This is a genomic window from Bacillus sp. 007/AIA-02/001 (assembly GCF_004634455.1).
Classification (GTDB): domain Bacteria; phylum Bacillota; class Bacilli; order Bacillales; family Bacillaceae_G; genus Bacillus_A; species Bacillus_A cereus.
The window spans coordinates 35,092-49,844 of the sequence record NZ_SEIY01000027.1; the positions used below are offsets into that span (position 1 = coordinate 35,092).

Sequence of the window (14,753 nt, forward strand, 5' to 3'; positions counted from 1 at the left end):
TGAAAAATCAACCTTTATTGACTTATAATAGTTAATAAAGTAAAATATTAAATGTACAAAATTATTAACTTTGTTTTTGTTTGTGTCAGGAGGAAAATAACATGGAATCAGCGATACAACTAGAAAGAGAACAACAAAGAAAAAAGAAACATCCTCCAGGTTTATACTTACTCTTCTTTACAGAAATGTGGGAAAGATTTAGTTACTATGGATTACGAGGATTATTAACATTATATTTAACGACAGCTTTAGTAAGCGGTGGTCTTGGGTTTAGTCCCGCATGGGCACTCTCTATTTACGGATTTTATACTGGAGCCTGTTATTTCACACCAATGATTGGTGGATACTTAACAGACCGTTTTCTAGGTAGACGAAAAGCAATCACAATTGGTGGTATAACAATGGCAATCGGTAACCTTACACTATTTGCCTTGCAAAACCAATTAGGCCTATACCTCGGATTAGCGCTTATTATTATAGGTAACGGATTCTTCAAACCGAACATCTCTACACTGGTTGGAGAATTATACGAAGAGAACGATCCAAAACGTGATAGTGCATTTACCATTTTCTATATGGGTATTAACGTCGGGTCATTTTTAGCTCCACTCGTTTGCGGATTTTTATCAGAAAATTTATTCAAAACAACAGTTGATGGCGTTGTACATTACGGATTCCGTTACGGTTTCTTAGCCGCTTCAATCGGAATGATCATTGGACAAATTTTATTTACAACACTATCAAATCGCTTCCTTGGTAATATCGGTAAAAAACCAACTCGTGATTTACAAACAGCTGCTGGACAACCATCAGTAGGAGATACACCGTTAACAAAAAAAGAAAAACAACGTACCGCAGTTATCGTCATTTTAACATGCTTCGTTGTCTTCTTCTGGGCTGGCTTTGAACAAGCTGGTAGCTCATTAACATTATATACAAACAAATTTGTAGACCGCTCTGTGTTCGGATGGGAAGTTCCAACATCTTGGTTCCAATCGGTCAATCCATTATTTATTATTTTACTTGCTCCAGTCATTTCTGCATTATGGGCAAAACTTGCAACTCGCAAGCAAGGTGATTTAAAAATCCCAACTAAAATGGGACTTGGTATGATCTTGCTCGGTATCGGTTATATCATTCTCGTTATTGCTACATTAAAAACAGGTAGTGATGAACATAACATTACAGAAAAAGCAAACTTACTGTTTATCGTCTTTACGTATCTTTTCCATACGTTAGGTGAGCTATTCTTATCACCTGTCGGACTATCAATGGTTAGTGCGCTTGCTCCGGTAAAATTAGCATCTTTATTAATGGGTGTATGGCTAGCAAGTTCAGGTATCGCCAACATTTTAGGCGGACAACTTGCAAGCTTCACAACTTCACTTGGATACGCTGAAGTATTCACAGTTATTGGCGCTGTGGCAATTGTATTAGGCTGTGTTTTATTATTAATTTCTAAGAAATTAGTGAAATGGATGGATTAAAAAAGATGAGGAATTTCTCCTCATCTTTTTTTATACTGTTTTACCTTTTTCTATTGCTTGTTCGTACAGCTCTTTATGTTCTTTATATTCACTTGGTACGAAACTCTTATAGAAAAATGAGAACCAGCTATCTCCCTTTTTATACCCTTCTTCTCGAATTTCCGCTGCTTTTTTATTCGATTTAAATCCTTCAGTAAACCATTTCTTTAACAATTCATTTCGTTCATACTTAGCAGGAACTTTTAAATCATAGTTTTCAAATGCATACTTATAGCCAGCCTTTTCTACTGCCTTTTTTGTAGACTTATAGCCTTTTTCATACGCTTTTTCATATGCCTTCACGTATACTTCTTTCTCTCTATTTCCAGGATTCTTTTCAGCTAGTTCTTTCCCTGTCTTTTCCCCTAATTCAGCTTGCTCTTTTTCAATTTTTTCTGTTCTTTCTTTATTCCCTACTTTGAATCCGTCTGCAAAGTTTACCTTAAACTCTGGAGCAACTTGACTATCGTCCATTGTCTCTTGTGCTAAACCTTGTTCTTTTCCTTTTTCAAAATGCGTTTTCTTCTGCTCTTCTAAAGACCATGCGGCTGCATAAGTCGCTTTAAACGCTTGTTTATATGCATCAGATTTTCCAGCTACATGCACTTCTGCATCATTTTTTCCTGCTTTAAAATCAGTTTCTCCATTCTTTTGACCTTCAAGTTGACCTTTTTCCATATCAGCTTGGCGCTGCGCTTCCTCTTGCTTACGTGCCTCTTCAGCTTTTCTTTGTTCCTCGGCTACACGTTGTCTCTCTTCTTCAGCTTTACGCTGTGCTTCTGCAGCACGTTGTTTTTCAGCCTCAGTATTGCGCTGTGCTTCTGCTTGTCTCTCAGCTTCTACAGCACTATTATTATTCTGACTAGGAGCTGGGCTCGTTGCGCCACTACTAGAAGCTGGTTTATTGTGATAATGATATTCCCCGTACTGTAATCCCCACTTCTCACAATTTGTACGACACGTATGTCCGCCATTAGCATCTGTACGCCCTGGATGCGCATAAGCTGAAATTGGAGCTACCAATAACGCTATACTCGTTGTTAAAAGAAGTTTCTTCACCTGTTGTCTCACTCTTGTTCCTCCCAAAATATAGAATTCTAACTTTATTATACATAAATAGAAGAATACTTAAATACGAACCGAAATATTCTATTATTTCTCAACATTAGTAAAAAAGAAGGTGAACTCTTTAAAGAGTTCACCTTCTTTTTTACTTCTTCGCCTTCGTTCCTACTAAATCACCAGCAACAACATAACGCTTAGAATTATCCTTTACAGATACACATGTAATAAGCGTTATCTCATCTTTCCCATGATCCTCTACAACTTCCCACTTATCAGGAGTCACTTCAGATACACCAGTAACCGCATACTCATATTCATTTTCATTGTCATACAAATAAATTTTATCGCCTTTTTTCAAAGAAGCTATATCACTAAATAAAACACCTTTTTTAGACATATTATGTCCTGCTAATGCGTAATTTCCTTTTCCCATAACTTGATTCTCTTTTACTGTCGCTGCACCTGATAATAAGTTTTTTTCAGTAGAAGCTTTTAAAACAGGCAGTTCTACTGAAACACTTGGAATCGAAATACGACCAATTACTTGTTTCTTATCTAATGATGCATTCGCTACTTCCGCCAAGTCTGGTTGATTAATTTTGGAAGCATCTACAAATTCCGTCTCATGCTTTTCATAATCCATCTTTTGAACAGCCTGCACATTTTCAGTCTGTTTCTTTTCAGCCTGATATCCATCATAAAATGGCTTTCCAATTAACACGCCACCTACAACAAATAGCAGAATTGCTACTATACTATAAATTCTTTGCTTATTCATACACAGTTCCTTTCCCTTACAAAATCTTACTCTATATAAAATGATAAAATAATATCGTCATATGTACAAGTATTAGCTGAAAAGAAACCTTCTTGCCGGTGCAAGAAGGTTTCTTTTTAAGCTAATTTATTTCTGTATAGTGATACGTGAAATACTGTCATTTGAATAAAGAAAATAGAAAATAGAATATATAATGGGTATCCAGGAAGATATTCATTAATAATAGGCGAAAAAGTTAAAAATCCAACTGCACAAGGTAACACAAACCATAACGATACAAATGTTGTTCGGCAAGCTTTATCCGTAATCGCTTTTTCACGTTCATCTTCTAGCGGAAATAATAATGGATACATCCAAAAAGATAAATTCTTATATTTTTTCTTTTGAATTCTATAAAAAATTGTAACTATAATTGCTCCAATAAATAATAAAATGAATGGTACTCCATTAAACCATACTTCAAACGGGAATTTCTCGTTTTTAATTATATCTGCTAACTCTGTAATAACACTATAAAATTCAACAAATGTCCAACATGCTAGTGCAGTATAGAGTACATTTATAATATAAGAAAAAACAATTCTATTCATCCTCTTCTCCCTCCTTATTTAAAACAAACACATCTTCCATCTTTAACTGGAACACATCACAAATCGTAAGTGCTAATAACAACGAAGGAACGTAATCCCCTTTTTCAATTGCTGCAATTGTTTGTCTCGTTACTCCAACCTTTTCTGCTAATACGCTTTGCGTAAAGTTAAAACGAGCTCTTAATTCTTTTACTCTGTTTAAAATGGTCAAATTTACCACCTCTCACCATTATTGTATGCTATTCTTAACAAAATGTAAACTCAACTTAACATTATTATTATAAAAAAATCCAACTCTACGTATTGTAAAGTTGGATTACTTGTTAGTTTAAAATTGTAACTTTAACTGTTCTTCTGCCCCAGCTACTTGATGAACCTTTATCTGGCATTAAAACATCAATTCTATGCCCTTTAATAGCCCCACCAGTATCGGCTGCAATTGCTACTCCATAACCTTCAACATTTACAGTCTTACCTAATGGAATAACATTTGGATCTACAGCAATTAATTTCATTCCTGGGTTTGCAGTTAGATTATAACCTTTACCACCTGGTCCCCATGCAGAAAATACTTGTTGACCTGGTGCATAACCATTTTCCCCTGGATCAGCTGTATAAGCTGTAGCTTCTACATAAATTTCTTTCCCACCAGCAGTTGGCTTAGAAGATGGTTCAGGTTTTGCAGGTTCTACCTTCGAATTATTATTAGCAACTGGTTCAGCTGGTTTACTAGCTTTTTCCTGCTTTTGCTTTTCAGCAATTTCTGCTTGTGCTTTCGCTAAAGCTTCTTGCTCTGCTTTTGCAGCTGCTTCTGCTTTTGCACGCTCTTCCGCTGCGATTCTTGCTGCTTCTTGCTCACGAGCAATCGTTTCTTGTACTGTCTTCATATTTGATTCAATTTTAGCTTTTTCTTCCGCTGCTAAATTAAGTTGACTTGCAACTTCATTATATTTAGCTTGAACTGTTTGTAAGTTATCTTGACGCTTTTTTAAGTTATCTTGCAGTTCAGCTTGCGCTTTTGCTAATTTTTGTTTGTCTACTACTAAAGATGCTTCTTTTTCGTCAATTGTTTTCTTATCTTCTTCAATTTGACGAAGATCTTGTTCTTGTAGACGTAAAATTTCTTTATCAGCTTCTAGAATAGTAGAAACTGCGTTCATACGTTGTAAGAAGTCTGCAAAGTTTTTTGACTCTACTACAACTTCTACTACTAAACTTGTATTTGAACTGTTTTGAACAGAAACCATACGTTTTCTCATAATATCTTTACGAGCAAGGACTTTATCCTCCAAAACGACAATTTCTTGCTTTTTTTGCTCAATCTGCTTATGTGTTTCATCGATTTTACGTTGAATAGCAGCTTGATCCTCTTTATTTTTTGCAATTGTATTATTTAAATTATGTAGTTCGTTTTCAATACCTTTAATTTCTTTACTAACAGCTTGCTTCTCTTGCTCTTTCTTTTGCATTTCTGCATCGTTTTGTTGCAATTGCTGTTGCATGTTGTTAAGTTTCTCGTCGTTTGACTCTGCTTTAACAGCGACTGTACTAGAAAGACCGATAATTCCTGCTAATACTAGACAGCTGATTCGCTTAAAATAGTTCATAATCCGACTCCCTTCTTATACAGTTATACATGATTTATTTTACAGTTTGTTTACAAAACGATTAAATACAGTTTATTTTTCGTGACGAAAAAAAGAGAATTATGAATAAAATGTAATAGATTCTTAAATATTTAACAATTCCTATATTTAAAAAATACAAAAGATGCTAAAATCCAAATATAGAGAAAATATAACTTTCGAAGGCGGTTGAAATAAATACATGTTTACTCAAAAAAAATCACTCCAACATACAATTGCTCAATTAGAAGAGCGTATACAAGAATTAGAAGCAGAATTAAAACAAAAAGATATTGAAAAGCAAGAGACTATTTCTACTATCCACGATCGTGTACAAAGCGTTGTACAAGAGCATCAACTTGTAAATAACCAACACAATACACTTCAAAATTTAGTTCAACAGTTAAGTTCATGTTTCGAAAATGTTTCAACACGTACGACACATTCCAATGAGTTAAATAATGAAATGTTACAAAAGGAACAAAGCTTAATTCAGTCTATTGCAGAAATTATTGACTGCTCTAATGAAGGAAAAGAATCCGTTCACCGCTTACTTATTGTAATTAATAAATTAGGTGAACAATCTCAACGCACGTCTAATAGTATGAATCATCTAAGCGAACGCTCAAAGGAAATCGAGCAAATTGTAGAAGTCATTCAAAACATTGCAGCACAAACAAATTTACTTGCATTAAATGCGAGTATTGAAGCCGCGCGTGCTGGAGAGCACGGTAAAGGATTCGCTGTCGTTGCCAATGAAGTAAGAAAACTAGCGGAAAGTACAGCAGAAAGTACAAAAAACATCGGCAACTTAACGAAAAAAATTCAAGAAGAAATTGAAAAAGCATATGATAACACAAAAGATAATTTACATTTAGTCGATGAAGGTGTAGAAATGAGCGCCGATACAAATGCTAGAATTGAAAATATTTTAGTTATGATTCAAACGTTACAAAATGGTGCTACAAATGTTATTAAGGCTATCGAAAACCAAAAGTCTTGTAATGATGACATATTACGAGAATTTGCTAACACACAACAAATGTTCCAAAAATTAAATACTACTATTATGAATCATATTCATGATGCTGAAAAAGTCGATGTTCAATTGTCTAAAAGTCTTCAAGGAACAGTGACTTCTTAATTAAAAATAAAAATCCCTTATACTGCTATAAGGGATTTTTATTTTATTTCGAATATTTATTTCTTTTCAATATTCATCCATATCTTTGTTATAATGGAAAAGTTGTTTCTTTCAACTAATAAACAAGGAGGTTATTATGGAACAATTTTACTACGTTTTAAAATATTTAATTCTCGGTCTGTTCCAAGGATTAACAGAACCAATTCCGATTTCTTCAAGTGGTCATCTCGTTTTAGCACAACATTTGCTAGGACTAAAAATAGAAGGGTTTAGCTTCGAACTACTTGTTAATTCAGCTTCATTATTAGCTGTATTACTTATTTATAGAAATGATTTAATTCGTCTAACAAAGAATGGTCTCTCTTATATATTTACAAGAGCAGAAGACGCAAAATCAGATTTCTTCTTTATTATTTATCTTGTTATTGCAACCATTCCAGCAGGTGTTATTGGTGTTTTATTTAAAGATTACATCGATCAGTACTTAAAAGGTGTGAAGATGGTTGGGGTTTCCCTTCTTATTACTGCTGTCGGCCTTTGGATTATTAGAAATTTACGCGGTCGTAAAAATGATGGCGACCTTTCTATGAAAGATGCAATCATCGTCGGATTAGCACAAGCTTGCGCACTGATTCCCGGAATAAGCCGATCTGGTGCCACAATCGTAGCAGCAATGTTACTTGGTATGAAGCAAGAAACAGCTCTTCGCTTCTCATTCTTACTATACATTCCTGTTAGCTTAGGTGGCTTATTGTTAAGCATTACAGACATTGCAAATGACCCAAATCTAGACACATTATTCGTACCATATGTCGTTGCATTCATCGCAACATTTATCATGACGTATATTTCACTAAAATGGTTTATGAACATTATGGCAAAAGGAAATTTAAAATATTTCTCTTTCTATTGTATTATCGTAGGTGTACTTACTCTTATTTTCTTATAAAGTAAAACTTACAAATTAAAAGCGAGTCATCTAGTGTAATAGAATGGCTCGCTTTTTTATACCTTTATTAAGTTAAAACCTGTTATTTACTTATAATTTTCTGAATAGTATAATATTTATAAAATTCACTATTACAGTAATTCTATCTTTCCTACTATTATCGTAAAAGAGGTGTTTATATGTTTATAGTTACTAAACTCATTCACATTAAGTACGAATATGAAAATGAGCTACTTTATGGGCTTAAACAATATTATCCTTCCCCCGGAACGAACGGTTGTATTAACATAGAGTTTTCACCTGTTCATCGTACAAATGATAAGGCAGAGTATATGATTCGTATGTTATGGAAAACACAACAAGATTACCATACATGGCTTTCTCAAAAAGAAGGCAATGAAACTTTGAAGCACAAAATATAAGGCTATATCCTTTCTTCCAAATCAAATGCTACCTATGTGCATTAATCCTTCTCTTTTTATTCCTTACGAGGGCCAAAATGATAAAGTTAAATTAATCAGCCCTCATCAATTGGGCTGTTCACAAATAACGAGATAAGGACCCTCTTACTTTTCATACTGTAAGAGGGCTTCTCTTATGCATACACTTTCTTCTCTTGACAATACAAACGAATAACATGTTTATTTTGTTGAAATACATCATGCGTCAGCCGAATAATAATAAAGTTTCGTTTTGTTTGATCATCATGAACAAAAATCTGTTCTCCCTCCTGAAAACGCCATGCACTTTCAAAAGTCGTAATATGATCCCCACTTACAGAAAAAAGTTCATATCGCATCTCTTGTACCCTCTCTCAACTTATATAATCACAATATCCTTATATTAAATTTATTATAACTTAATCCCTATCAAATTAGTAATTTTTTCTATTTAGAAAGGTTTTAACTTTGTATTTAAATATTTTTAGCGCTATAATGATAAACGAATTTTTATTGAAAGGAGTTTTACTTTGACTGCATATTTATTTCCAGTGAAAACAGCATTTATTTTATTTCCTTTTTTAGCAATGTTTCTTTTAATCCCTTTTTTAATATTTAATTATCGAAAATACGGTTATTTAAATAAATGGCGCTCATTTATTTTATACTCATTATTACTTTACTTATTAAATGCCTATTTTCTTGTTATTTTGCCGTTGCCACAAACGTTTGATACTTGTAGCCTACAACCGGCTAATACACAACACATGCAACTCGCACCATTTTATTTCATACAAGAGATTAGTAGTCATACATCGGCAGTTTTAACGAAACCAGCTACTTATTTCTACTTATTAAAAGAGTCTGCGTTTTTACAAGTTGCCTTTAACGTTCTATTAACTGTTCCATTCGGTATTTACTTACGTTATTATTTCCGACGTAGTTTCTTACAAACAATTTGCATTTCCTTTTTCCTTTCACTATTTTTCGAGCTAACACAAGTGACTGGATTATACGGTATATACAATTGTGCATACCGATTATTTGATATCGATGATTTGTTTTTAAATACATTAGGTGGCGTAATTGGTTTTATCATTGCACCAATATTTACGTACTTCCTTCCGAAGACAAACGAGTTAGATAGTCATATTGATTTGGAAACGAAACCAGTCGGATTCATTCGTCGCCTTATCGCGATGCAAATTGATTGGATTTTCTTATCTATCGTCGTACCTGTCGTTAAAAACAAAGGAAATTCTTTCTTCGTTTCTAATATGCAATCTTACACCAATATGTATGAACTCATTTTCATTACGTGTTCAATCCTTATTTACTTTATTATTATTCCATACTTTACTAACGGAAAAACAATTGGGAAAGCATTGCTTCGCATTCACGTGAAAGGAAAATCAAATCGTATTACATTAAAAGAACTATTTATTCGCTACGGTATATTTTATTTTGCATTAGGTGGAATCAATTATATTCTTTCTAGTAGCTCTATTTTAAATCACACAGAGCCTTTAGTATTACTCGTTACATTATTATTCCTATTCATCATTAACGGCCTATTTATTATTCATGTTTTACTGCATGTATTTAGCCGTGATAAACTACTATTTTATGAACATATTAGTCATACAAGAAATGCAATTACACTAAAAAAAGGTGACAAATAATTATTTGTCACCTTTTTCATATACATAATGTGAAACTTTAATTAGCCCTCACCAACCGGGCGGTTATCTCCCACCGAATTTTGCGACGAGAGTGTTACTGCCCGACAAATAGCGGGATAAATAACTTTTCTGCATAAGGATTAAAAAACATTCCAAGTTCATCTAGAGATTTCCTCACCTGTAAAAACGAATGAAATTCTGGATATATATATTGTAATTGCTCATATGATAATGTATGCATTTTCCCCCAATGTGGACGCCCTTCATACTTTAGAAAAATCTTTTCCACTTCGCCAAAGTAAGCAGCATATTTCATACCTTTATACATATGAACAGCGATATATGCTGAATCTCTTCCATAGGCCGGACTAAGCCATATATCATCCCCTTTCACATAACGGCATTCGATTGGGAAGTGCACCTTATACTTTTTCTTTTCAATAAGATTTGAGATTTCTTCTACAACCGTCCTCATATACTTTGAAGGAATGCTATACTCCATTTCATAAAATGGCACCGTACGTGATGTAGCAAATACTTCATAGCTCGGGCCAATTATTTTTGTGTTTGGTACAGCTTTAGCTGATAACCGACTCACGCCTTTACTTATAGAAGGAAACCATTTACATCCTTTAGATAGTAAAGAGAACATCCTATTTTCAAGTAACTCCACCTTTAGTTTATGCCATTTCAAATCACTGCCTTTATTCGTTGTTTCGTTCGTAAGTTTCACTTGTACTTCATCAGAATAAGGAAAAACGAAAAATTCAAAATGACGATGCTTCTTATATTCTTCTAGTTTGTTCATTACAGTGGATAATGACTGTTTTTCACTTTCATAAACGAGTGAATACGCTGGAATAACCTTCAATTTTATCTTTACAATGATACCTAACATTCCAAGTGACAACTGAAACGCTCTCCAATATTCTACGTTCTCAGCTTCCGAACAAACTATACTCTCACCATTAGATAGAACTGCCGTAATCTCTATAACTTGTGTTGATAAACTCCCAAAGGTAATACCTGTTCCATGAGTCCCCGTACTAATCGCTCCTGCAATAGATTGCGAATCAATATCCCCTAAATTTTCTTGCGCATAACCTTTTTCCTCAAGTAACTTCCCTAAATCATATAACTTTGTTCCTGCCCATACTTCAGCAACCATCTTCTCTGCATCAATATTCACAATACCCTTCAATTCATCTAAAGAAACTAAAACTTCTTCCGTTTGCACAAGGGGGGTAAACGAGTGTCCTGAACCGACAACACGAATTTTCTTTCCCTTTTTTCGCGCAAGCCCCACAACTTCTACTACATCTTGTATACTTTCTGGATACATCGTATAATGCGGCGTTCCTTCTACATTCCCTGTCCAATTTCTCCACTTTTGTCCCTTTATAGAAAGCATTGGCCATCCCCCCGATATGTTGAATACTCCCCGACAATCTCTCCTTTTTTAACACGATACAAAAAAGGAAAGCGTTCACATAATTCACCAGCCTTACTATGACGAAACAAAATGGTCTCTCCTATATCCACTCGTTCCTCGCCGTTATAAAAAATTGGCGTTTGTACCTCGCCAGCACCTTCTAAAGCTAATAATTTTGCACCCTTCGGTCTCCAAACTTCAGGCTCTTTATCTTTTCCAACTGCTCCTGAAGCAATATATCCACCACCTAGGCAAGTGTAAATAAACGGGACTGGTTTACGTACAACTGGTAAGGCAAATCCGACCGCTGGATGAAATTTCACCTCTTTATAATAATCAAACAGCTTCGGAGAATAAAAAGCAGAACCTATTGTAATCTCTGAAACTGAATTATCTTTCTCGGTTGTTTTTATGCTTCCTGTTCCGCCTCCATTTACAAACCTTAGCTCAATACCAATGTTTTGTATTGCTTTTACAATATGTTCTCTTCTTTCTTTAACTTCTAGCACTGATTTCTGCTTTAAATACGAAATCACTTTACTTTTCAACCATTGATTCGGTATATAATCGCCCACCCCGGCAATTTGAGCTTCATATCCCATTACACCATCTAACATTAAATATGATGACCTTCTCACCTTTTCTACTACTTTCAACGCATCCTGCACATTTTTTACTGGGGACCTTTGTACACCAAAATGAAATTGAAAGAAGCGACTACTCATATCAATATCCAAACAAACACGAAAACATCCTTTAGATTGCTCAGCAATGTTTTCTAAATACACAATATGCTCTTCACAATCCACCATACAAGTTATAATGAAACCTTTCTTTGTTAACAAACTAATTTCATACAGAGCTCTTTCATCGTAAGCAGGATATCCAAGCAATAAATCATTAAATCCTTGTTCTATTAAAAATAAAATCTCTCTAGGTGAAAAGCACATAATACCTTGAAATCGATCATTTGCAGCTAGTATCTTTTGCATAATCGGAACAGAGCGTAACGATTTACTCGCTATACGAATCTTTTTATTTCCACTTAACTCTATAATCGATTGAATATTTCTATCTAAAGCCACTTCATCCAAAAATGCACACGGTAATGGAACTTCTTTAAAAATTCCTCGATCCACATTTTTCTCTCCTCTTCTCAATATGTCTTATACATATTGGAAAGAAAGTGTGATTTTCCTGTTTGCAAATAAAAAAAGTTTCTTCTTTACGAAGAAACTTTTTGAAACTACTTCATAGAAATAGTCGCCTCTACTGGATAATGATCAGAGTAATCATTATACGTATATTTTTGGAACCATGATGTAACAGTCCATTGTGGAGATTGCGGCTGTAACACCTTATTCTCTATATACGATGGGTTCGCATGGTCTTTACTTGCAATAATATAATCTAAATACTCAGCAGGACTATCAGGGAAATTATATTTTGCAATACTGTTTGTCGTTGCGTCCCAAGTCGCTGTATGTCCAGTATAAGATGGTTCAGAAGCGTTCAATGTTTTAAACATAGATGCATACTCTGAGTCATTCTTGTTCTCTGCATTTATTTTATTTACGTTCATATCACCACCAATTAACACATACTCATTATTTGGTATATTTTTATTTTTAATAAAGTCTTGAATTTCTTTTAATTGGTCTGTACGTACAGATGCAGGTGAAGTTTTTCCGCACATACTATCTTCCGCTTGCAAATGCGTACCAATTACATGAACAAAGCGATCATTTTTCTTAATTTTCGTGTATACAAATCCTTTATTCGATAAATTATCTGGCCCGCATCCTTTTGCAAATACATATTGAATCTTTTCAGCGATTGGCCATTTGCTCACAATCGCAACGCCACCATCTTCAGGAGTTGAAGATGAATAGTTTCCTAACGTTTTATCCCATTCACTTCCACTACTACGACCTAATACTGCTGTTTGATTTGGATATTCTTTCTTCAAATTCCCTAATAAACGATCTGATGCGCTATTATCAAACACTTCATTTAATATAACTACGTCTTGATTCTTTATATAATCTGCCGCCCCGATTAAATCAGCACGCTCAGTTTGTCCCCAGTTCGGATATAAGTTTGTTGATAGCATATATACATTATGCGTCATCACTTTTAATGTATCGTTTTGATTTGTAGACGCTTCTGCTTGAGCTGACGTTCCACTATATAAAGCTCCTAGACCAACACCTAAGCTAAGTACACCTTTTAGCAATTTACCTTTCACGTTTCATACCTCCATGTATTGTATAGTGATAAAAAGGCCAAATACTCTATTCTGAGATTTGACCTTTTTTAAATACTTAACGATTTCCGTACGTATCAAACCAAAGCTGAATATATCCAGCAGTAACACGTTGTGCATCCATTAAACGCTTACCTGTCATTGGTGTAACTTCAGCGCGCCATTTATCTGCATATTCTTGTGATACAGCAGCTCTCACGAACCAATCTTTCGTATTATCATTTACAATGCCAGCGTAATCTTGTTTCGCAACTACTGCCGCTCCATGAATCCAATCTTCTGGATTCGTACCTTTCCAGTTCCAATATCCATTTCCATCCGTTACTTTATAGTTATCTTTTATCGTATCTACAAAGTTTTCATATTTAGAATGGAACCCTTGTGGATACGAAAGGTTTGTAAAGTTTGCTGCATGCATCGGTTGGTTTACATCCCCTAGATAATGAAGAGATAATCCTAAATAGAAGAATGCTTGTTTCATATCTTTATTTTTGTAAGACTCACCAGCTAATTTAAAATACTTAGCTCCAGTTTCCTTTGCCTGCTTTGCATACGGAATATAAGTTTTCCCATTGTCAGGGTCATAGAAATGTGAAGCAAATGTGCTATTATCATAATAAGGATTTTCATAGTCAGCAGCATAAATACCGTTCTCTAACTCCGTACGCCATTCATTTAATAGTGCAACTCGATCTTGTTTTACAAGTGTTGTATTACGAGACATAATATCAATTGCACGGTTTACAATCCATAAATGAGAATTCACGCCTTCTTTATGTTTATCTTCAGCAGACCAGCGCGGAATAACTCCAAATCTCTGTCCCCCATCATTTTCATGAGCAAATGCAACACTTTGTAATGGAGCAACTAATGTAATAGCTGCCGCTAAAGCAAGTACTTTCTTTTTCATATAAAATCCTCCATTTTATAATTGAATTATTGTAAACATTTTGTTAGGATCCTATGATGTCGTCCGGTTAACCTATGACTAGAATATCCCACCTTTCACGAAATTTCTATCAATAAATTAAAATATGCAAATGTTCATATCATTATAACTTTATACACAGTGAATATAATGAATGAATACACTTTCATTTTAATAAACTATTATTAAGGCTTGTCTAAACTAATGTAAAAAAAGAGTAAAGCTGGTCATCTCCCTGTCAAGTAGACAGTAATAAAAAGAGTATTATGCCACGGCCTTTTCCCGATATTCTATCGGGGAAAGGCCGTGAAGTTTTTCTTGGAATCTT

14 protein-coding genes and 1 pseudogene are annotated in these 14,753 nt (G+C 34.4%); 5 read left to right on the forward strand and 10 right to left on the reverse strand.

Translation table 11 applies throughout. The features are described from left to right. The first annotated feature begins 101 nt into the window (after positions 1-101). Positions 102-1,487: a peptide MFS transporter gene (locus tag ES895_RS27595; RefSeq protein ID WP_000443143.1), complete on the forward strand. Its 1,386-nt coding sequence runs from the start codon at positions 102-104 to the stop codon at positions 1,485-1,487. A 30-nt stretch (positions 1,488-1,517) separates the two neighbouring features. Here ES895_RS27595 and ES895_RS27600 read toward each other — a convergent pair whose 3' ends face one another. The 5 genes from ES895_RS27600 to ES895_RS27620 all read right to left on the reverse strand — a co-directional run bounded on the left by ES895_RS27600 (position 1,518) and on the right by ES895_RS27620 (position 5,566). Beyond that, on the reverse strand, positions 1,518-2,597 hold the full coding sequence (locus ES895_RS27600; protein ID WP_001249813.1) for a YHYH domain-containing protein: 1,080 nt from the start codon (positions 2,595-2,597) through the stop codon (positions 1,518-1,520). 139 nt (positions 2,598-2,736) lie between these two features. After that, positions 2,737-3,369 carry a class A sortase gene (locus ES895_RS27605; protein WP_001041724.1) on the reverse strand — a complete coding sequence of 211 codons (633 nt, stop codon included), beginning with the start codon at positions 3,367-3,369 and terminating at the stop codon, positions 2,737-2,739. A gap of 116 nt (positions 3,370-3,485) precedes the next feature. Continuing rightward, positions 3,486-3,959 (reverse strand): DUF2178 domain-containing protein, encoded by a 474-nt coding sequence (locus tag ES895_RS27610; RefSeq protein ID WP_001080043.1) that lies wholly within the window; start codon positions 3,957-3,959, stop codon positions 3,486-3,488. Continuing rightward, complete coding sequence (locus tag ES895_RS27615) at positions 3,952-4,170, reverse strand: helix-turn-helix transcriptional regulator (protein WP_000154019.1); 219 nt, start codon at positions 4,168-4,170, stop codon at positions 3,952-3,954. Before ES895_RS27615 ends, ES895_RS27610 begins: the two co-directional genes overlap by 8 nt. A gap of 112 nt (positions 4,171-4,282) precedes the next feature. After that, positions 4,283-5,566 (reverse strand): 3D domain-containing protein, encoded by a 1,284-nt coding sequence (locus ES895_RS27620; protein WP_001105787.1) that lies wholly within the window; start codon positions 5,564-5,566, stop codon positions 4,283-4,285. 631 nt (positions 5,567-6,197) lie between these two features. Here ES895_RS27620 and ES895_RS30320 point away from each other — a divergent pair. The 3 genes and pseudogenes from ES895_RS30320 to ES895_RS27635 all read left to right on the forward strand — a co-directional run. Beyond that, positions 6,198-6,728: pseudogene (locus tag ES895_RS30320) on the forward strand (methyl-accepting chemotaxis protein); the annotation flags it as partial. A 136-nt stretch (positions 6,729-6,864) separates the two neighbouring features. Further along, the gene (locus tag ES895_RS27630) at positions 6,865-7,677 is read left to right on the forward strand and encodes an undecaprenyl-diphosphate phosphatase (RefSeq protein ID WP_000434796.1); all 813 of its coding nucleotides are present in this window, start codon (positions 6,865-6,867) and stop codon (positions 7,675-7,677) included. Positions 7,678-7,856: 179 nt separating this feature from the next. Continuing rightward, positions 7,857-8,099 (forward strand): hypothetical protein, encoded by a 243-nt coding sequence (locus tag ES895_RS27635; protein WP_135238819.1) that lies wholly within the window; start codon positions 7,857-7,859, stop codon positions 8,097-8,099. A 173-nt stretch (positions 8,100-8,272) separates the two neighbouring features. On the opposite strand, the gene ES895_RS27640 is transcribed toward ES895_RS27635, so the two are convergent. Continuing rightward, a complete protein-coding gene (locus ES895_RS27640) occupies positions 8,273-8,476 on the reverse strand; it encodes a hypothetical protein (RefSeq protein ID WP_001268332.1) in 204 nt (67 codons plus the stop codon). Positions 8,477-8,647: 171 nt separating this feature from the next. Between ES895_RS27640 and ES895_RS27645 the strand changes: the two genes are divergently transcribed. Beyond that, the gene (locus tag ES895_RS27645; protein ID WP_000128014.1) at positions 8,648-9,799 is read left to right on the forward strand and encodes a VanZ family protein; all 1,152 of its coding nucleotides are present in this window, start codon (positions 8,648-8,650) and stop codon (positions 9,797-9,799) included. Between the two features lie 94 nt (positions 9,800-9,893). Here the strand turns inward: ES895_RS27645 and ES895_RS27650 are convergent, their stop codons facing one another. The 4 genes from ES895_RS27650 to cerA form a co-directional block, all read right to left on the reverse strand. After that, on the reverse strand, positions 9,894-11,210 hold the full coding sequence (locus ES895_RS27650; RefSeq protein ID WP_000948949.1) for a D-arabinono-1,4-lactone oxidase: 1,317 nt from the start codon (positions 11,208-11,210) through the stop codon (positions 9,894-9,896). Next, on the reverse strand, positions 11,198-12,370 hold the full coding sequence (locus ES895_RS27655) for an amino acid deaminase/aldolase (RefSeq protein WP_000373747.1): 1,173 nt from the start codon (positions 12,368-12,370) through the stop codon (positions 11,198-11,200). Before ES895_RS27655 ends, ES895_RS27650 begins: the two co-directional genes overlap by 13 nt. 107 nt (positions 12,371-12,477) lie before the next feature. Further along, a complete protein-coding gene (gene sph / locus ES895_RS27660) occupies positions 12,478-13,479 on the reverse strand; it encodes a sphingomyelinase C (protein WP_135238820.1) in 1,002 nt (333 codons plus the stop codon). 76 nt (positions 13,480-13,555) lie between these two features. Beyond that, entirely contained in the window at positions 13,556-14,407 is an 852-nt protein-coding gene (gene cerA / locus ES895_RS27665) for a phospholipase CerA (RefSeq protein WP_000730997.1), read from the reverse strand. Positions 14,408-14,753: the final 346 nt, after the last annotated feature.